At 68.7% G+C, this 18,376-nt stretch carries 16 protein-coding genes and 2 tRNA genes; 6 read left to right on the plus strand and 12 right to left on the minus strand.

Going from position 1 to position 18,376, the window contains the following annotated elements; translation table 11 throughout:
* Positions 1–33: 33 nt before the first annotated feature.
* The 5 genes from clpX to H1D24_RS26325 all read right to left on the minus strand — a co-directional run bounded on the left by clpX (position 34) and on the right by H1D24_RS26325 (position 4,881).
* Positions 34–1,320, minus strand: a complete 1,287-nt coding sequence (gene clpX, locus H1D24_RS26305) for an ATP-dependent Clp protease ATP-binding subunit ClpX (RefSeq protein WP_181660169.1) — start codon at positions 1,318–1,320, stop codon at positions 34–36.
* 154 nt (positions 1,321–1,474) lie between these two features.
* Entirely contained in the window at positions 1,475–2,170 is a 696-nt protein-coding gene (locus H1D24_RS26310; protein WP_309484446.1) for an ATP-dependent Clp protease proteolytic subunit, read from the minus strand.
* Positions 2,171–2,225: 55 nt separating this feature from the next.
* Positions 2,226–2,834 (minus strand): ATP-dependent Clp protease proteolytic subunit, encoded by a 609-nt coding sequence (locus H1D24_RS26315; protein ID WP_067017216.1) that lies wholly within the window; start codon positions 2,832–2,834, stop codon positions 2,226–2,228.
* Positions 2,835–3,223: 389 nt separating this feature from the next.
* Entirely contained in the window at positions 3,224–4,618 is a 1,395-nt protein-coding gene (gene tig / locus H1D24_RS26320; protein ID WP_181660170.1) for a trigger factor, read from the minus strand.
* Positions 4,619–4,804: 186 nt separating this feature from the next.
* Positions 4,805–4,881: transfer RNA gene (locus tag H1D24_RS26325), tRNA-Pro, on the minus strand.
* Positions 4,882–5,056: 175 nt separating this feature from the next.
* On the opposite strand from H1D24_RS26325, the gene H1D24_RS26330 reads away from it, so the two are divergent.
* Positions 5,057–5,127: transfer RNA gene (locus H1D24_RS26330), tRNA-Gly, on the plus strand.
* A 104-nt stretch (positions 5,128–5,231) separates the two neighbouring features.
* Here H1D24_RS26330 and H1D24_RS26335 read toward each other — a convergent pair.
* Positions 5,232–5,426: a hypothetical protein gene (locus H1D24_RS26335; RefSeq protein WP_099928874.1), complete on the minus strand. Its 195-nt coding sequence runs from the start codon at positions 5,424–5,426 to the stop codon at positions 5,232–5,234.
* A gap of 614 nt (positions 5,427–6,040) precedes the next feature.
* On the opposite strand from H1D24_RS26335, the gene H1D24_RS26340 reads away from it, so the two are divergent.
* Positions 6,041–7,267 carry an acyltransferase family protein gene (locus H1D24_RS26340; RefSeq protein WP_181660171.1) on the plus strand — a complete coding sequence of 409 codons (1,227 nt, stop codon included), beginning with the start codon at positions 6,041–6,043 and terminating at the stop codon, positions 7,265–7,267.
* 7 nt (positions 7,268–7,274) lie between these two features.
* Here H1D24_RS26340 and H1D24_RS26345 read toward each other — a convergent pair whose 3' ends face one another.
* Together H1D24_RS26345 and H1D24_RS26350 are read right to left on the minus strand one after the other, a co-directional pair.
* Complete coding sequence (locus H1D24_RS26345) at positions 7,275–7,715, minus strand: HD domain-containing protein (protein ID WP_181660232.1); 441 nt, start codon at positions 7,713–7,715, stop codon at positions 7,275–7,277.
* Positions 7,716–7,830: 115 nt separating this feature from the next.
* Positions 7,831–8,979 (minus strand): PP2C family protein-serine/threonine phosphatase, encoded by a 1,149-nt coding sequence (locus H1D24_RS26350; protein WP_181660172.1) that lies wholly within the window; start codon positions 8,977–8,979, stop codon positions 7,831–7,833.
* Positions 8,980–9,142: 163 nt separating this feature from the next.
* Here H1D24_RS26350 and H1D24_RS26355 point away from each other — a divergent pair, with 163 nt between their 5' ends.
* Positions 9,143–10,372 (plus strand): GNAT family N-acetyltransferase, encoded by a 1,230-nt coding sequence (locus tag H1D24_RS26355; RefSeq protein ID WP_181660173.1) that lies wholly within the window; start codon positions 9,143–9,145, stop codon positions 10,370–10,372.
* Between the two features lie 67 nt (positions 10,373–10,439).
* Here H1D24_RS26355 and H1D24_RS26360 read toward each other — a convergent pair whose 3' ends face one another.
* Together H1D24_RS26360 and H1D24_RS26365 are read right to left on the minus strand one after the other, a co-directional pair.
* Positions 10,440–11,252, minus strand: a complete 813-nt coding sequence (locus H1D24_RS26360) for an Fpg/Nei family DNA glycosylase (RefSeq protein ID WP_181660174.1) — start codon at positions 11,250–11,252, stop codon at positions 10,440–10,442.
* Positions 11,253–11,322: 70 nt separating this feature from the next.
* Complete coding sequence (locus H1D24_RS26365) at positions 11,323–11,808, minus strand: ribose-5-phosphate isomerase (protein ID WP_181660175.1); 486 nt, start codon at positions 11,806–11,808, stop codon at positions 11,323–11,325.
* Between the two features lie 196 nt (positions 11,809–12,004).
* Between H1D24_RS26365 and H1D24_RS26370 the strand changes: the two genes are divergently transcribed.
* The gene (locus tag H1D24_RS26370; protein WP_181660176.1) at positions 12,005–13,444 is read left to right on the plus strand and encodes an amino acid permease; all 1,440 of its coding nucleotides are present in this window, start codon (positions 12,005–12,007) and stop codon (positions 13,442–13,444) included.
* Between the two features lie 113 nt (positions 13,445–13,557).
* On the opposite strand, the gene H1D24_RS26375 is transcribed toward H1D24_RS26370, so the two are convergent.
* On the minus strand, positions 13,558–14,148 hold the full coding sequence (locus H1D24_RS26375; RefSeq protein WP_181660177.1) for a biotin transporter BioY: 591 nt from the start codon (positions 14,146–14,148) through the stop codon (positions 13,558–13,560).
* 336 nt (positions 14,149–14,484) lie between these two features.
* Between H1D24_RS26375 and H1D24_RS26380 the strand changes: the two genes are divergently transcribed.
* The gene (locus H1D24_RS26380; RefSeq protein ID WP_181660178.1) at positions 14,485–15,918 is read left to right on the plus strand and encodes an amino acid permease; all 1,434 of its coding nucleotides are present in this window, start codon (positions 14,485–14,487) and stop codon (positions 15,916–15,918) included.
* 212 nt (positions 15,919–16,130) lie between these two features.
* Complete coding sequence (locus H1D24_RS26385; protein WP_181660179.1) at positions 16,131–17,555, plus strand: amino acid permease; 1,425 nt, start codon at positions 16,131–16,133, stop codon at positions 17,553–17,555.
* 118 nt (positions 17,556–17,673) lie between these two features.
* On the opposite strand, the gene H1D24_RS26390 is transcribed toward H1D24_RS26385, so the two are convergent.
* Complete coding sequence (locus H1D24_RS26390; protein ID WP_181660180.1) at positions 17,674–18,312, minus strand: mycothiol-dependent nitroreductase Rv2466c family protein; 639 nt, start codon at positions 18,310–18,312, stop codon at positions 17,674–17,676.
* Between the last annotated feature and the right edge of the window lie 64 nt (positions 18,313–18,376).

Here is an 18,376-nt window from a genome sequence, read left to right on the forward strand (position 1 = left end):
CCGGCGCCCCTTCGGCGTACTGTGCCGTGCCGCTTACGCGCTCTTCTGCTCGCCCGGTCCGCGCCCGCGCACGTCCCGCGGAATCAGCGTCGGGTTGACATTGGAGTGGACGACGTCGGGCGTGATGACGACGCGAGCGACGTCCTTGCGGGAGGGGACCTCGTACATCACCGACATCAGGACCTCCTCCATGATGGCGCGCAGACCGCGGGCGCCCGTCTGGCGGAGGATCGCCTGATCGGCGATGGCTTCGAGGGCCTCGCGCTCGAAGTCCAGCTCGACCCCGTCGAGTTCGAACAGGCGCTGGTACTGCTTCACCAGCGCGTTGCGCGGCTCGACCAGGATCTGCAGCAGCGCCTCCCGGTCGAGGTTGTGCACCGAGGTGATGACCGGGAGGCGGCCGATGAACTCGGGGATCATCCCGAATTTCACCAGGTCTTCGGGCATCACGTCCTCGAACTGGTCCTTCGCCTCGAGCTCACGCTTGGAGAGGATGGTCGCGCCGAAGCCGATGCCCTTCGCGCCCGCCCGGGACTCGATGATCTTCTCCAGGCCCGCGAAGGCGCCGCCCACGATGAACAGCACGTTCGTCGTGTCGATCTGGATGAACTCCTGGTGCGGGTGCTTGCGGCCGCCCTGCGGCGGAACCGAGGCGGTGGTGCCCTCCAGGATCTTCAGCAGGGCCTGCTGGACGCCCTCGCCGCTGACATCACGCGTGATCGACGGGTTCTCGCTCTTACGGGCGACCTTGTCGATCTCGTCGATGTAGATGATGCCGGTCTCGGCCTTCTTGACGTCGTAGTCGGCGGCCTGGATGAGCTTCAGGAGGATGTTCTCGACGTCCTCGCCGACATAGCCGGCCTCCGTCAGCGCCGTGGCGTCGGCGATGGCGAACGGGACGTTGAGCATCCGGGCCAGTGTCTGCGCCAGAAGAGTCTTGCCGGAGCCCGTGGGCCCCAGCAGCAGGATGTTGGACTTCGCCAACTCGATGGCGTCGTCGCGTCCTTGGCCCCCGCCGTTCTCGCCGGCCTGAACCCGCTTGTAATGGTTGTACACAGCGACCGAGAGGGCCTTCTTCGCGGCCTCCTGGCCGACGACGTACCCCTCGAGGAACTCGTAGATCTCGCGGGGCTTGGGCAGTTCCTCCCAGCGCACCTCGCTCGTCTCGGCGAGCTCTTCCTCGATGATCTCGTTGCAGAGGTCGATGCACTCGTCGCAGATGTACACACCGGGGCCTGCGATGAGCTTCTTGACCTGCTTCTGGCTCTTTCCGCAGAACGAGCACTTGAGCAGGTCGCCGCCGTCACCGATGCGTGCCACGAGGTGCTTCCCCTTCGCCTGGGAGACGCCACGTTCAGCGGCTCCTGGTGCCTCTATCCGACGGTACCTTGCCGGGCCCCCCGTTCGGGCCCCCCTTGGCACGGTTGACTGTGACGTACACCGTGCCAAGGGCGGCACATGCTACTGCGATTGCTCAGACGACCAAGGGGTTGTTCATCTTCCGCGTGGAGATGATCTGGTCGATCAGGCCGTACGACAGCGCTTCCTCAGCAGTGAGGATCTTGTCGCGCTCGATGTCCTCGCGGATCTTCTCGATCGGTTGCGTGGAGTGCTTGGCCAGCATCTCCTCCAGCTGCGCACGCATCCGGAGGATCTCGTTCGCGGCGATCTCCAGGTCGGAGACCTGACCGCGGCCGGTCTCGCTGTACGGCTGGTGGATCAGCACACGGGCGTTCGGCAGCGCCATGCGCTTGCCCGGGGTGCCCGCAGCGAGGAGCACGGCGGCTGCGGAGGCGGCCTGGCCCATGCAGACCGTCTGGATGTCCGGCTTCACGAACTGCATCGTGTCGTAGATGGCCGTGAGCGCCGTGAAGGAGCCGCCGGGGCTGTTGATGTAGACCGAGATGTCACGGTCGGGGTCCATCGACTCCAGGCACAGCAGCTGCGCCATGACGTCGTTGGCGGAGGCGTCGTCGATCTGGACGCCGAGGAAGATCACGCGCTCCTCGAAGAGCTTCGCGTACGGGTCGTACTCGCGGACGCCCTGCGAGGTGCGCTCGACGAAGCGCGGGATCACGTAGCGGGACTCGGCGCGGGGGCCGGTGTACTCGGCCTGGCCGCGCTCGGCGCGCGTGCGCTCGTACAGGCCGCTGCCGGGAAAGTCGTTCACGGTGTTCTCCTACTAAGGCCTAAGGCTGTGGCGGTCGGCTGGGGGCTGAAGGGGCTCAGGCCGCCCCGGTGCCGCCGCCGCCCGGCATACCGGCAGCGGTGGGCATGATGTCGTCGATCAGGCCGTACTCCTTGGCCTCCAGCGGGTCGAACCAGCGGTCGCGGTCCGAGTCGCGGGTGATCTGCTCCACGCTCTGGCCGGTGTGGAAGGCTGTCAGCTCCGCCATCCGCTTCTTGGTGTGCAGCAGCCGCTCGGCGTGGATCTTGATGTCCGACGCGGAGCCCGCGAGGCCCGCGGAGGGCTGGTGGATCAGGATCTCGGCGTTCGGCAGCGCGAAGCGCTTGCCCGGCGTGCCGGCGCTGAGGAGGAACTGACCCATGGAGGCTGCCATACCCATGGCGATGGTCACCACGTCGTTCTTGATGTACTGCATGGTGTCGTAGATCGCCATGCCCGCGGTGATCGAGCCGCCGGGGCTGTTGATGTAGAGGTAGATGTCCTTGTCGGGGTCCGAGGCAAGGAGCAGCAGCTGTGCGGTGATCTTGTTGGCGATGTCGTCGTCGACCGGCTGGCCGAGGAAGATGATCCGCTCGTTGAGCAGCCGGTTGTAGACCTGGTCGCCGAGGCCACCACCGATGGAAGGCTCGCCGGCGGCGGAGGGCATCAGATTCGTCACGTATCCACCTGCTCGTCTTACGACGGCGCCGGGCCGTCTCACGTCTTCTGCTAGGCCTGGGAACCCCGCCGCGTAACCGTCTGCCGACGGCGTGTGGGGACTCCCCTGCCCTCGTATTCATGGACCCTAACGCGCAGGCAGGCAGGTGCCATCCCGCATTCGGAACTGTTCGCTGTGAGCGCAGGTTCCCACCGCTGTGGGCAGGCGTTCCGCAGGGCTGGGGGCACCTCCCACGCCCTTAAGGCAGTGGGGGAGGGTGGGCGCAGCCCACGACGGACGGTGCCCTTCAGGGCGTTCAGAGGCCGCCGTAACGGCCGACGGGCCCCGGGATGCCGCAGCACCCCAGGGCCCGTCGTTCAGCGCGGGAGACGCGAGGCTCAGGCCTCGGGCTTCTCGTCGTCGCCGGAGGCCTCGACGGCAGCGTCAGAGGTGGCCTCGACGGTCTCGCCCGTCTCATCCTCCTCGTCGTCCAGGTCGACGACCTCACCGTTCGTGTCCTTGACCGTGGCCGCCTCGACCACGACCGCCAGCGCCTTGCCACGGGCGACCTCGCCCACGAGCATCGGCACCTGGCCGCCCTGGACGACGGCCTGGGCGAACTGGTCGGGGGACATGCCGGAGGAGGCCGCACGGCGCATGAGGTGCTCGGTGAGCTCCTCCTGGCTGACGTTGAGCTTCTCCTTGGAGACCAGCTCGTCGAGGACGAACTGGGTCTTGATGCCCTTGACCGCCGCCTCGCGGGTCTCGGCGTCGAACTCCTCGACCGTCTTGCCCTGGATCTCCAGGTACTGCTCGAGGTTCAGGCCCATCTGGCCGAGCTGGTGGTGCTCGAGGTTGTGCTTACGGGTGTTGATCTCGTCCTCGAGGAGCTTCTCGGGGACCGGGACCTCGACCAGCTCGAGCAGCTTGTCCAGCACGCGCTCCTGGGCCTGGGTGGCCTGGTCGTACTGCTTCATGTTCTCGAGGCGCTTGCGGCTGTCCGCCTTGAGCTCCTCGAGGGTGTCGAACTCGGAGGCGAGCTGAGCGAACTCGTCGTCGAGCTCCGGCAGCTCACGGCTGGCGACCTGGGTGACCTTGACGGTGACCTCGGCCTCCTTGCCGGCCGCCGAGCCGCCCTTGAGCTCGGAGGTGAAGGTGGCCTCAGCCCCGGCCTCCAGGCCCTTCACGGCGTCGTCGATGCCGTCGAGCAGCTCGCCGGAGCCGATGGTGTACGAGACACCCTCGGCAACGCCGTCCTCGAGGACCTCGCCGTCGACCTTGGCCTCCAGGTCGATCGTCACGACGTCGCCGTCCTCGGCGGCGCGCTCGACCGGGGAGGTGGACGCGAAGCGCTCGCGGAGCTCCTCCACGGCCTTCTCGACGTCCTCGTCGCTGACCTCGACGGCGTCGACCTCGACCTCGATACCGGAGTAGTCCGGGATCTCGATGGTCGGGCGGACGTCGACCTCTGCGGTGAAGGTCAGCAGCTCGCCGTCCTTCAGCTCGGTGATGTCGACCTCGGGCTGACCGAGGACGTTCAGCTCACCCTCGTTGACCGCCTCGGTGTAGAGCTTCGGGAGAGCGTCATTGACGGCCTCCTCGAGCACGGCGCCGCGACCGAACCGCTGGTCGATGATGCGGGCCGGAATCTTGCCCTTCCGGAAGCCCTTCACCGTGACCTGCTGGTTGATCTTCTTGTACGCCGCGTCGAGGCTGTCCTTGAGCTCCTCGAAGGGCACCTCGACAGTGAGCCGAACCCGAGTCGGGTTCAGGGTCTCCACGGCGCTCTTCACGGTTCGGTCTCCTTGTGGCTGACTTCTTGGTTTCTGCTGGGCCAGAAGGCCTCAGCGGATCGCGTCGCCCGGAAGACATCAGACCTGAGACACACGGGCGTGCAGTCTGCATAGTAACGGCAGGTGGTACACGCCCCAAAAGGCGATCAAGGACCCTGCCGGTCAACCGGCTCCGGATCCGGGTGGTGGTCGGGGTGGCGGGATTTGAACCCACGGCCTTCCGCTCCCAAAGCGGACGCGCTACCAAGCTGCGCCACACCCCGTCGGTGCGACACGTAGGGTACATGCCCGCACGCAGTGCGGCTTCCCGTAATCACAGGCCGGGCGCCGTGCGGGGCGGGAAGCAGGGCCGGGGCACCCCCGTGGGTGTGCGGCGAAGGGGTGCGACCCGCTACGATGCTTTCCGTGCCGCGGTCGGTGACCTGCGGTGCACGCCGTGCGGGCGTAGCTCAATGGTAGAGCCCTAGTCTTCCAAACTAGCTACGCGGGTTCGATTCCCGTCGCCCGCTCTGTGGCCTCCGGCCCGGTTCGCAGATATACGCGGACCGGGCCGGAGCCGTTTTTGCAGGCTTACGGGAAGCCCGCGCCCCCTCCGGCACACCCGATCTCGGTCTCAGAAGTTGATCGAGTTGATCGTCTCCGCTATCGAGTTCAGGAAGCGGTTGATCGACGGGGCCATTCCTGTCGAGGCGAGGAAGAAGCCGAAGAGCACCGCGACGATCGCGGGGCCCGCCTTGATCGAACCCCCGCGGATCAACACCACAAGGATGATCGCCAACAGCAGCACCACTGACAGTGAAATGGCCACAACTGATCACACCCTAGGTCGGTCCGCTCTCCCGGCCCGGAGGTGCGACCCCGCACACCCCCGCCCAGAACCATCGTGCCACCAACGAGGCCGGGCTATGCGACGGGTGACGCATCGTCGGCCATGTGTGCGTCGGCCGCCTGCGGGCTGGACACCCTTGGGCCGCATGAACCGCACGCGCGCGTGCGGCAATTCACCTGGCCCGCACGGTCACGAATTCGGCTTGATCGTTTCCATCCCCACACAAGGTGTGCGCAGGGAATTCGAATTGTTGCCACAGGCACATCAGCCAGCCTGACGACACGTCAAAGCCCACCACTAAAAGACCAATGAACCGGACATTTCACCAGAGTCGCCCCCGGACGTTATGCCCCATTTAATGCGGATGAGTGTGGAGGTAGCGGTCAATGGCCAGCGGGTCAGAAGAGATACGGACCACCATGTCGACTTCACTGAATCCGGGGTACTCGCAGGCCATAAGCAGGATTCGAGTTGGTGGTTTTACGAAATCCCACAGACAACGCTAGGGTGCCTCAGATGTTCCACGCTGCCCCGTCCCCCGTAAGCGCAGTGGGGTCCAGGACCGTCTCGCCGAGCACTTGGTGGGAGGGCCTGTGACGAACTCGCTGCGACCGCACGGCAACCACAGAGCGCCACTTCCCCCGGTACAGGAACCGGCGGCGGGAGTGCCGAGCCCGCGCTCCCCACGGACCACCCAGGCGGCCGACACCTCCCCCGCCCCCGGGTCCAACACCCCTGTCAGCCGGGCCGCGAGCGGCGGCGCGCCGCTCAACAAGCCCGCGAAGCAACGCGACGCGTTCTTCGACAACGCCAAGTACCTGGCGATCGTGCTGGTCGCGATGGGTCACGCGTGGGAGCCGCTGACGGATCACAGCCGGGCCGCCGAGGCCCTGTACATGACCGTCTACACGTTCCACATGCCGGCCTTCATCCTGATCTCCGGCTACTTCTCGCGCAGTTTCGACATGCGCCCGGACCGGCTCAGGCGGCTGGTGACCGGCGTCGCTGTGCCGTACGTCATCTTCGAAGTGGCGTATTCCTTCTTCAAGCGGTGGGCGGACGACGACCCGGCGCATCCCATCAGCCTGCTCGACCCCTGGTATCTCACCTGGTTCCTGGTCGCCCTCTTCGTCTGGCGGCTGACAACGCCGCTGTGGAAGGTGGCCCGCTGGCCGGTGCCGATCGCGCTCGGCATCGCCATGCTGGCCACCGTCTCGCCCGACATCGGCGACGACCTGGACCTCCAGCGCGTCCTGCAGTTCCTGCCGTTCTTCGTCATGGGCCTGTTCATGAAGCCCGAGCACTTCCAGATGCTGCGGCGGCGTGAGGTACGGCTGCTGTCCGTCCCCGTCTTCGCGGGCGCCCTCGTGGTGGCGTACTGGGCCGCCCCGCGCATGTCGTCGGCGTGGTTCTACCACCGGGACAGTGCACAGGAACTCGCCGCGCCCTGGTGGGCCGGTGTCGTGATGACGCTCGCGCTGTTCGGCTGCTCGATGGTGCTCACCGCGTGCTTCTTCGCCTGGGTGCCGCGTCGGCGGATGTGGTTCACGGTGCTCGGCGCGGGCACGCTGTACGGCTATCTGCTGCACGGCTTCCTCGCCAAGGGCTCGCGCTTCTGGGGCTGGTACGAGGACTACGAGTGGCTGCACAAGCCGCTGGGTGAGATCTTCGTGACGCTCGCCGCGGCCGCGGTCGTCACCGTGCTGTGCACACCTCCCGTGCAGCGCATGTTCCGGTTCGCGATGGAGCCGAAGATGGAGTGGGCCTTCAAGAGGGACGCGGCGGAGCTGGCGCGGGAGCGGGCGAAGGCCACGTCGTAGCGAGCCGTCAGGGGGCCGAGAGGCCCAGCAGGTCTCGCATCGTCGCGTACTTCCGTGTCAGGCGGGCGCGCGTGGGCTCGTCCAGCAGCGCGAGGCGGGCCGGATCCGCGTTGCTTGCGAGGTCCGCCTCCTTCACCAGGAGGGCGCCTGGGGTGGCCAGAATGCGCTGTGCGTACGCCTCAGGGGTCTCGCCCTCGCGCTTGGTGAGCGCCAGCACGATGTCCTTGGTGCGCTGCGTCAGCGGGGCGGCGCGCAGCCACTCCTCGGACAGCGCGTCGTCCTCGACGGCGTCGTGCAGCCAGGCCGCGGCTGTCTGCTCGTCGCTGCCGCCACGGGCGCGTACGCCCTCGGCCACCTCCCGCAGATGCTCGGTGTAGGGGCGGCCCGCCTTGTCGGTCTGGATCGCGTGCGCCTCACGGGCGAGGGTCTCGACCTCGGGCAGCGTCATGATCTCGTGGGTGTTGTTCCGCGTCACACGTCGAGTGTCCCGCGCTCGCTCGTCCAGTGACCCTCGTCCGCACATCGAGGGCCCCGCGGCCGCACCTCGGGGTCCGGCAGAGCGGTCACGTCTCCCGGCAGATCAGCAGCAGCGCCCGGTCGTCGTTGACGTCCTTCGCCACCGCCTCGATCAGGTGCCAGGCCGCCCCGTGGAAGCCGCCTGCGACATAGCGGTCGGCCTCACCGGTGAGGCGGTCTATGCCCTCCGAGATGTCCCGGTCTGCGGTTTCCACAAGGCCGTCGGTGAAGAGCATCAGGACGTCGCCGGGGCGCAACGAGCCCTTGACGGGGTCGAACTGAGCGCCGTCGTAGACGCCGAGCAGCGGCCCCTCCGCCGCCTTCTCCTCCCAGCGTCCGGTGCCCGCGTGCAGTTGTACGGCCGGCGGGTGGCCCGCGGTGAAGAGTTCGTAGTCGCCGGAGTCCAGGTCCAGGACGAGGTGGATGGAGGTGGCGAAGCCCTCGTCCCAGTTCTGGCGCAGCAGATAGCCGTTCGCCGCGGTCAGGAAGGCGTGCGGCGGCAGGGACCCGAGGAGGCCGCCGAACGCTCCGGACAGCAGAAGGGAACGGGAGCCCGCGTCCATGCCCTTGCCCGAGACGTCCGTGAGGACGACTTCCAGGGTGCGGCCGCCGTTGGTGCGGGCCGCCACGACGAAGTCGCCGGAGAAGGACTGGCCGCCGGCCGGCCGGAGCGCGATCTCGCGGTGCCAGCCCGTCGGCAGGACCGGCAGCTTCCCATGCACGCGGATGCGTTCACGCAGGTCGAACAGCATGGTGCCGCCGCGCCGCCACGGCACACCCACCCGGCTGCGGAACTGGGCGATCAGCAGTCCGAAGAAGCCGCATGCGGCCACCACCAGGACTGTTCCGGGGGTGACCCGGGCGGGACCCTCCGCGTACGGACCGAGTTCCACCGACTCCACGATCAGGGCGGTCGCCGCCGCCGCGTACAGACCGAGCAGGCTCGCGGGACGCAGCAGCAGGCCGCCCGCCACGATCGGCAGGACGAGGACGGCCGGGGAACACCACACGGGATTGGCGAGGGTGACAGCCGCGATCAGCGGGACCGTCAGCAGCAGAGCGGCGAGGGCTATCCAGTCGGAGCCGTCTCCGCGGAAGTAGTCGACGCCGGATTTGCGCAGGCCGACGCGGACCCGGTGCAGTTGCCTCTTCATCCGGGCCGGGAACGTCTCGGCTGCCGCGCGTTGTCCTGCCATTGCTCGGGACCTTATCCATCAGGCCAGGGGCTGCGCACGGGAGGTCCTACTTGTCCCCCTCCTGAGAGCAGTCGTCGCTGTCCTGAGAGGGCTCGGAGGCGGCTTCCGGCGGGCTGGGCGAAATAGGCTCGCCCAGGCCTCAACTCCCTGGTACTGATTGCATATGACATCAGACCTGCGGGTGCTTCAACCGTCGGAATGGGACACCTGGTACGGGAAGCTGGTGCTCGCGTTCGGCGGAGTGCCGGAGGCGGACGAGGAGCGTGCGCTGTGGAACCGCCTGACCGAGTTCGACCGGTCGCTCGGCGCCTGGGACGGCGACGACTGCGTGGGGACGGCGGGGGCCTTCTCGTTCAGGCTCACGGTGCCGGGTGGTGCCCTGGTGCCCGCGGCGGGCGTGACGATGGTGAGCGTGGCGGCGACGCATCGCCGGCGCGGCGTGCTCACGGCCATGATGCGGCGTCAGCTGGACGACGTCCGCTCCTGGGGCGAGCCGCTCGCCGTGCTGACCGCTTCGGAGCCCGCGATCTACGGCCGGTTCGGATACGGCGCCGCCACACAGCTGTTGTCCGCCGAGATCGACACGGCGCGGGTCCGGCTCTCCGTACCGCCGGGCACGGATGACGTACGTCTGCGGTTCGCCGCCCCAGGTGATGTGGTGGAGGCGTGCGAGGCCGTGTACGCGCGGCGGGTGCCGGGACGGCCGGGGATGCTCGCCCGGCGGCCCGGCTGGGAACAGCTGCCGCTGCTCGACCCGGAGAGCGAGCGGCAGGGCTCCTCACCTCTGCAGTGCGTGCTGGCCGAGCGGGCCGGGGAGGTCGTGGGCTATGCCCGCTTTCACAACAAGCCCGAGTGGGACACGGCCGGGCCCAACGGGACCATCGTCCTGCGCGACCTGGAAGCGCTCGATCCGGCGGCGTACGCGGCGCTGTGGCGGTTCCTGTTCGAGATCGATCTGACGTCCACGCTCGAGGTGCGCAGCCGTCCCGTGGACGACGCCTGGCAGCACTTGGTGTCCGACATCCGCCGGTGCCAGGTGCGGCTGCGGGATTCGCTGTACGTACGGCTCGTGGATGTGGGCGCGGCGCTGGAGGCTCGTACGTACCAGACGCCCGTGGACGTCGTCTTCGAGGTAGAGGACGACTTCTGCCCCTGGAACCAGGGGCGTTGGCGGCTCACCGGCGACAGCAAGGGCGCATCCTGCAAGCGGACGGACGAGGACGCCGATCTGGCCCTGTCCGTACGCGAGTTGGGCGCGGTCTACCTCGGCGGTGTGTCCCTGTCGGCGCCGGCCGCCGCGGGGCGCGTACGGGAGCTGCGGCCGGGGGCGGTCGCGGAGGCTTCGGTGGCCTTCTCCTCGGCGGTGGCGCCGTGGCTGCCGCACGGGTTCTAGCAGGGGGGTTTCCGGCTCGCGCCGACCGCGCTCGCCGCCGCGCAGCGCGGCGGAGCCACTGCTCGGTTCATCCGGGCGGCTGGCAGCCGGGGCACCAGAAGAGATTGCGGGCGGCGAGATCGGCGGTGCGGATCTCGCCGCCACAGATGTGGCAGGGCTGGCGCGCCCTGCGGTACACGTACACCTCACCGCCGTGGTCGTCGACGCGCGGCGGGCGCCCCATCGCCTCGGGGGTGTGCTCGGGGCGCACGGTGTCGATGCGGTTGTTGCGTACGCCCTCGTGCATCAGCTCGACCAGGTCCGCCCAGATGGCGGTCCATTCGTCGTACGTGAGGTCCCTGCCCGGTCGGTACGGATCGATGCCGTGCCGGAAGAGGACCTCCGCCCGGTAGACGTTGCCGACGCCCGCGATGACCTTCTGGTCCATCAGGAGGGCGGCGATGCTCGTACGGCTGCGGGAGATGCGCCGGTACGCGCGGCCGGGGTCGTCGTCCGGGCGGAGCGGGTCGGGGCCGAGGCGGTCGTGTATCGCCTGCTTCTCGGTGTCCGTGATGAGGGCGCAGGTCGTGGGGCCGCGCAGATCGACGTACGCCGTGTCGTTGCGCAGCCGGAGGCGGACCGTTTCGGTCGGCGGGGGCGCGGGGACCTCGCCGAAGCCGACCTTGCCGAAGAGGCCCAGGTGGATGTGGACCCAGTCCGGGCCCTCGAAGCCGAGGAAGAGGTGCTTGCCGTGGGCGTCCGCGTCGGTGAGGACCGTGCCGGTCAGGAGGGCCGCGGCGTCCGCGAACTTGCCCTGTGGGCTTTCGGCTTGCGCCGGGCGTCCGCCGAACCGTGACAGGTAGTCCTTGGCCAGACGGTGGATCGTGTGCCCCTCCGGCACGGGTTCCCCTCTTCTCGTCTCTCCTCCGCCGCTCGCGGTGAACCAACGCGCGGCGGCCCCGGGTCCGCGGTTACTGCTGCGGGTGGTGTGCCGGGATCGGGGGCAGTTCGCCCCTCGTCTCGTACGCCGAGAGCATGTCGATGCGGCGGACGTGACGTTCGTCACCGGAGAACGGCGTGTTGAGGAAGGTCTCGACGAACTTCACGGCCTCGTCCGTGGTGTGCATGCGGGCGCCGACGGCGACGACGTTGGCGTTGTTGTGCTCGCGGCCCAGCGCGGCGGTCTGCTCGCTCCAGGCCAGTGCCGCGCGGACGCCCTTGACCTTGTTCGCGGCGATCTGCTCGCCGTTGCCCGAGCCGCCGATCACGATGCCGAGGGACTCCGGGTCCGCGGCCGTCCGCTCGGCCGCACGCAGGCAGAACGGCGGGTAGTCGTCCTGGGCGTCGTAGATGTGGGGCCCGCAGTCGACGGGCTCGTGGCCGTGGGCCTTGAGCCACTCGACGAGGTGGTTCTTGAGTTCGAAGCCGGCATGATCCGAGCCGAGGTACACGCGCATGATCCGAGTGTGGCATGCCGTGGTGCCGGTGGCCGCGTGCGGGTCGGGGACACGCCCCCGAGCGACCTCGGGAGGCATCAATATCCGAAACATGCGCCGCTATGCGAAACACAACAATCCGGAATCGCGTCTTCCGTGCGAAACATCCCTGCGTTTGAATGCGAGGGCTCGTCCCCGAGAACTTAAGGATTCGTCTATGACCTCGCAACCATCCCTTGCGAAGGCAGACACCAAGACCGTCGACCCCGGTAAACCGCAGGCCGAAGGCGGAGACGGACTCAAGGCCGGACTCAAGAACCGCCACCTCTCGATGATCGCCATCGGCGGTGTCATCGGAGCCGGCCTGTTCGTCGGTTCCAGCTCCGGTATCGCCACGGCCGGGCCCGGCATCCTCCTGTCGTACGCCCTGGTCGGCACGATGGTCGTCCTCGTGATGCGCATGCTCGGCGAGATGTCCGCCGCCAACCCGACCTCCGGCTCCTTCTCGGCGCACGCGGACCGTGCGCTGGGCCGCTGGGCCGGTTTCTCGATCGGCTGGCTGTACTGGTTCTTCTGGGTCGTCGTGCTCGCGGTCGAGGCGACCGCGGGCGCGGTGATCCTGGAGGGCTGGATACCGTCCGTGCCGCAGTGGGCGTGGGCGCTGATCGTGATGGTGGTGCTCACCGGGACCAACCTGGGCTCGGTCGCCTCCTACGGCGAGTTCGAGTTCTGGTTCGCGGGCATCAAGGTCGTCGCGATCTCGGCGTTCATCATCATCGGCGGGCTCGCCATCTTCGGCGTGCTGCCGGGCGTGGACAGCGACAGCGCGGGCCTGGGCAATCTGACCGAGCACGGCGGCTTCCTGCCGAACGGGCCCGGCGCGATCCTCACCGGCATGCTGCTGGTCGTCTTCTCCTTCATGGGCAGCGAGATCGCCACCCTGGCCGCGGGCGAGTCCGAGGACCCGCAGCGCGCGGTCACCAAGTCCACCAACAGCATCATCTGGCGTATCGCCGTCTTCTACCTCGGCTCGATCGCCGTCGTGGTGTGCCTGCTGCCGTGGAACGACCCGAGCATCGCCAAGGACGGTTCGTACGTCGCCGCGCTGAACTCGCTGGCCATTCCGAACGCCGGTCAGATCATGAACTTCATCGTTCTGACCTCCGTGCTGTCCTGCCTCAACTCGGGCCTGTACACCGCTTCCCGTATGGCGTTCTCGCTCGGCGAGCGCGGTGACGCGCCGAAGGCCTTCGCGCGGACGACGAGCCGCGGGGTGCCGTTGGTGGCGATCCTGGCGTCGGTCGTCTTCGGGTTCGTCGCGGTCTTCTTCAACTACGCCTACCCGGACACGGTGTTCCTCTTCCTGGTCAACTCCTCGGGCGCCGTCGCCCTGTTCGTCTGGCTGGTGATCTGCTTCTCGCAGCTGCGGATGCGGAAGATCATCCAGCGGGAGTCGCCGGAGAAGCTGGTCGTCCGCATGTGGCTGTACCCGTACCTGACGTGGGCGACGATCGCGGTGATCGTGTTCGTCCTCGGCTACATGCTCACCGACACCGAGCACGACGGACGCCAGACCGTGCTGCTGTCACTGCTGGTCGGGGCGTTGGTCGTGGGCATCGCGGTGGTCCGGGAGAAGGCCAAGCGGGCCAAGGTCTGACGCCGTTCCGCTCCCTTCCGTGCGACTGAGTGACGTACGGCATACGACGAAGCCCCCGCGGTCGTCACCGCGGGGGCTTCGTCGTGTGCGTTCAGGCGGGCTGTGAGCGGGCGTCAGCCGCGGCGCTCCGCCAGCTTCCAGGCGGTGGGCAGCGCGCCCATCGCGAGGGCGGCCTTCAGGGCGTCGCCGATGAGGAAGGGGGTGAGTCCGGCGGCGACGGCCTGGGTCAGCGTCATGCCGGTGGCGAGGGCCAGGTACGGGACGCCGATCGCGTAGATGACGGCCTCGCCGAGCAGCATCGTGCCCGCGGTGCGGAGCACGGAGCGGTCGCCGCCGCGGCGGGCCAGCGCACCGACGAGGGTGGCGGCCAGGAGCATGCCGAGGACGTAGCCGAAGGACGGGGCGGCGACTCCGGAGCCGCCCTCCGCGAACCACTTCACGCCGGCCATGCCGGCGAGGGTGTACACGGCGAGCGACAGGAAGCCGCGGCGGGCGCCCAGGGCGGTGCCGACGAGCAGCGCGGCGAAGGTCTGGCCGGTCACCGGCACGGGCGAGCCGGGGACGGGCACCGCGATCTGGGCCGCGATCCCGGTGAGCGCGGCACCGCCGAGCACGAGCGCGATGTCCCGGACACGGGACGCGGACGCGGGCAGCAGATCGGCGAGGACCTCGCCGGGGCGGGTGGAGACTGCAGCAGTGCTCATCGGTGACTCCGCTGGGTGACGGCAGTGGGACAGGGTGACGCTATCCCAGCGCCGGGTCCCCGATCACCGTCAGCGGCCGACAAAGGGTGGATCAACCGCTTCGTGGGCTCCTCACAAAGAGCCCCGGGTATGCGCCTGACGGCGTGATGCTTGTCACTGGCGGCCATCCGCGTATGGCCCGTTTTGCGTCGGCGGGTGGCGCGCGGAGAGACTGTAGGGTCTCGCCAATCGGCCGGGACACCGCAACGGAGGCACGAACTCCCCGACGGTCCAGCCCCGCTGGGCCTCCCGGACCCGTTCCGGACCTCCCAGAGCCGCGAGGGCACGAGCCGCACCATGCACAACGAACCGCCCGATCAGGCACGGACCGCGGTCGCGGGGCCGCACTCCGCCACCGCCGCACCCCTGGGCCAGGAGCAGGAACCCCTGTCGGGCGGGCTCAAGCAGCGGCATCTGACCATGCTCGGTCTTGGCGGCGTGATCGGTGCGGGGCTGTTCGTCGGCTCCGGGGCGGGGATCGCCGTGGCCGGTCCTGGGATCGTCGTGTCGTATCTGGTGGCGGGTGCGCTGGCGATGTGCGTGATGCGGATGCTCGGCGAGATGTCGGCGGCGATGCCCGCGTCGGGGGCGTTCTCGGTGCATGCGGAGCGGGCGCTCGGCCGGTGGGCGGGGTTCACCGTCGGCTGGCTGTACTGGTTCATGCTCGTGGTCGTGCTCGCCGTGGAGGCGACGGGCGCGGCGACGATCGCGCACGGCTGGGTGCCGTCGGTGCCGCAGTGGACCTGGGTGCTGATCTTCATGGTGGTCTTCACGGGGGTGAATCTCGCCGCCGTGAAGAACTTCGGCGAGTTCGAGTTCTGGTTCGCCGCGCTGAAGGTCGCCGCGATCGTGCTCTTCCTCGCGCTGGGCCTCCTCGCGATCCTCGGACTGCTGCCGGACACGGATCCCGTGGGCCTGACGAATCTCACGGGGCACGGCGGGTTCCTCCCGCACGGCTGGGAGGGGGTCGTCTCCGGTGTGCTCGCGGTCGTCTTCGCCTTCGGCGGCCTCGAGGTGGTGACGATCGCCGCGGCCGAGTCCGACGATCCGGCCCGCTCGGTCGCGCGGGCGGTGCGCAGCGCGGTGTTCCGAATCCTCTTCTTCTACGTCGGGTCGATGCTGGTCATCGTGACGGTGCTGCCGTGGACGGCGCAGCAGGCGGGGCTCAGTCCGTATGTCACGGTCCTCGACTCGATCGGGGTGCCGTCCGCGGGCACGGTCATGAACATCGTGGTGTTCGTCGCGCTGCTGTCGGCGCTGAACGCGAATCTCTACGGCTCGTCCCGCATGGTCTTCTCGCTCGCCGAGCGCGGCGAGGCGCCGAAGGCGCTGCTCAGGGTGGATCGCGGCGGGGTCCCGCGGCGCGCGGTGCTCGCGTCCGTGGCCTTCGGTTTCGTGTCCGTGCTGCTCAATCTGAAGTGGCCCGACACGGTCTTCCTCTACATGCTGAACGCGGTCGGCGCCGTGCTGCTGTTCGTATGGGCGCTGATCGCGGTGTCGCAGCTGCGGCTGCGGCGGCGTATCGAACGGGAGGCGCCGGAGCGGCTGGTGCTGAAGATGTGGGCGTTCCCGTGGCTGACGTGGGCGGCGCTGGCCGGGATGGCGGCCGTGCTCGTGCTGATGCTGACGGACGACGGGACGCGGTCGCAGGTGCTGTGGTCGGCGGGGGCGACGGCGGTGGTGCTGGTGTGTGCGGGCGTCCGCGAGCTGATGGAGCGGAGGGAGGCCTGACCTTTCGGGTGGACGGCCCAGCGGCTGCCCGTGGGACGCCTGACCCTTCGGGTGGACGGCCCACCGGCTGCCCGCTTGATCGCGCTCAGCGTTCCACTCCTCACGCACCGCACAGTCACCGTCCGAATATCGGTCATGATCTTCGTCTGAACGGGGCTGGTGTTCACACTGTGCCGTTGGAAACGCCGTCTCACGTAACGGACAACCCGCCCATGTCTCGGACCACCCCGTCCGTCGAGCCCTCGCCGGCCGACACCCCGACCCGCTCCGAGAGCGCCGCCCCTGCCGGCGACTCGCTCTCGCACGGTCTCAAGCAGCGGCATCTGTCGATGATCGCCCTCGGTGGCGTGATCGGCGCCGGGCTCTTCGTCGGATCGGGTGCGGGCATCGCGGCCGCGGGCCCGTCCATCGTCATCGCCTATGCGGTGTCGGGTCTCCTTGTCATGCTCGTGATGCGGATGCTCGGTGAGATGTCCGCCGCGTATCCGTCCTCGGGCTCGTTCTCCGCGCATGCGGAGCGGGCGATCGGGCCGTGGGCCGGGTTCACCGCGGGCTGGTCGTTCTGGGTGCTGCTCTGCACGGCCGTGGGCCTGGAGGGCATCGGCGCAGCGAAGATCGTCAGCGGCTGGCTGCCCGGTACGCCCGAGTGGGCGTGGGTGGCGCTGTTCATGGTCGTCTTCTGCGCGGCGAACCTGGCGGCCGTGAAGAACTTCGGTGAGTTCGAGTTCTGGTTCGCCGCGCTCAAGGTCGGCGCGATCACGCTGTTCCTCGTCCTCGGCGTCCTGGCGATCCTCGGTGTCCTGCCCGGCAGCGACGCTCCCGGCCTGAGCAACCTCACCGGTGACGGCGGTTTCCTGCCGAACGGCAGCGAGGGCCTGGTCATCGGCCTGCTCGCCTCGGTGTTCGCGTACGGCGGCATCGAGACGGTCACCATCGCGGCCGCCGAGTCCGAGAAGCCGGTCGAGGGCGTCTCGAAGGCCGTGCGCACCGCGATGTGGCGCATCGCGCTCTTCTACATCGGGTCGATGGCGGTCATCGTCACGCTGGTGCCGTGGGACGACAAGGCCGTCGTCGAGAAGGGCCCCTACGTGGCGACGCTCGACCACCTGGGCATCCCGGGCGCCGGGCAGCTGATGAACGTGGTCGTGCTGGTCGCTCTGCTCTCCGCGATGAACGCCAACATCTACGGCTCCTCGCGCATCGCGTTCTCGCTGGTCGCGCGCGGTCAGGGCCCGAAGGCGTTGGGCAAGGTCTCGGGCGGTGTGCCGCGCGCCGCCGTGCTGGCGTCCTGCGTCTTCGGCTTCGTCTGCGTGGTGCTCAGCTACTGGCGGCCCGACGACGTGTTCGCCTGGCTGCTGAACATGATCGGCGCGGTCATCCTGGTCGTCTGGTTCTTCATCGCCGTCTCCCAGCTGCGGATGCGCCGGGGGCTGGAGCGCGAGGCACCCGAGAAGCTGGTCGTGCGGATGTGGGCGTTCCCGGTGCTGACCTGGGCCGCGCTGGCCGGGATGGCCGCGATCTTCATTCTGATGGCGCGTCAGCCGGACACCCGGGTGCAGCTGTACTCGACGGGCGGGATGACGCTGTTCCTGGCCGTGGTCGGTTACGCGTGGCAGAGGACGCGGGCGAGGGACTGACCCGCGCACTGCGCACCGACAGCGAGCGGCCCTCGCACGGAACATGTCCGTGCGAGGGCCGTCTCATCGCGAGCAGTCGACTGAGCCGCGCTGTCAGACCCGCCCCGTCCCTTCGGGATCACAGGTTGCTGAAGTCCGGCCCCTTGGTGCGCGTGCGCTTGATCTCGTAGAAGCCTGGGACCGAGGCGACGAGGAGGGTGCCGTCCCACAGCTTCGCCGCCTCCTCGCCCTTCGGGGCCGGAGTGACGACCGGGCCGAAGAAGGCGATCTGCTCGCCGTCCGCGCCGGGCACGGCGATGACCGGGGTGCCGACGTCCTGGCCGACCTTGTCGATGCCCTCCTTGTGGGAGGCGCGCAGCTCGGCGTCGTACGGGGTGGAGTCCCAGTGGTCGAGGAGGGACTCGGGCAGGCCGACGTCCTTCAGTGCGGCGGCGATGACGTCCTTCTCGATGCCCTCGCCCTGGTTGTGGACCCGCGTGCCGATCGCGGTGTAGAGGTCGCCGAGCACCTCGGGCCCGTGCTCCTGCTGCGCGGCGATGGCCACCCGGACCGGGCCCCAGGCCTTCGTCGCGAGCATCTCGCGGTATTCCTCGGGCAATTCATCGATTTTCGGCTCGTTGAGGACGGCCAGGCTCATCACATGCCAGCGGACCTCGATGTCGCGGACCTTCTCCACTTCCAGGACCCACCGGGAGGTCATCCAGGCCCAGGGGCACAGCGGGTCGAACCAGAAGTCGACAGGGGTCTTCTCGGTCATGGCTCTCCTCATCAGCACAAGTTCGGCATCTGGGCACGCAAACGCTCCCGCCCCTCCCCGCATT

The sequence above is a fragment of the Streptomyces himalayensis subsp. himalayensis genome, assembly GCF_013778455.1.
Lineage (GTDB): Bacteria > Actinomycetota > Actinomycetes > Streptomycetales > Streptomycetaceae > Streptomyces > Streptomyces himalayensis.

Coding starts and splice junctions, on each gene's coding strand:
- H1D24_RS26315 (WP_067017216.1), bottom strand. CDS start 2,834: ATGCCCTCCGCCGCCGGCGAGCCTTCCATCGGTGGTGGCCTCGGCGAC.
- H1D24_RS26345 (WP_181660232.1), bottom strand. CDS start 7,715: ATGACGCTGCCCGAGGTCGAGACCCTCGCCCGTGAGGCGCACGCGATC.
- H1D24_RS26350 (WP_181660172.1), bottom strand. CDS start 8,979: ATGGCAGGACAACGCGCGGCAGCCGAGACGTTCCCGGCCCGGATGAAG.
- H1D24_RS26355 (WP_181660173.1), top strand. CDS start 9,143: ATGACATCAGACCTGCGGGTGCTTCAACCGTCGGAATGGGACACCTGG.
- H1D24_RS26365 (WP_181660175.1), bottom strand. CDS start 11,808: ATGCGCGTGTACCTCGGCTCGGATCATGCCGGCTTCGAACTCAAGAAC.
- H1D24_RS26370 (WP_181660176.1), top strand. CDS start 12,005: ATGACCTCGCAACCATCCCTTGCGAAGGCAGACACCAAGACCGTCGAC.
- H1D24_RS26375 (WP_181660177.1), bottom strand. CDS start 14,148: ATGAGCACTGCTGCAGTCTCCACCCGCCCCGGCGAGGTCCTCGCCGAT.
- H1D24_RS26380 (WP_181660178.1), top strand. CDS start 14,485: ATGCACAACGAACCGCCCGATCAGGCACGGACCGCGGTCGCGGGGCCG.
- H1D24_RS26385 (WP_181660179.1), top strand. CDS start 16,131: ATGTCTCGGACCACCCCGTCCGTCGAGCCCTCGCCGGCCGACACCCCG.
- H1D24_RS26390 (WP_181660180.1), bottom strand. CDS start 18,312: ATGACCGAGAAGACCCCTGTCGACTTCTGGTTCGACCCGCTGTGCCCC.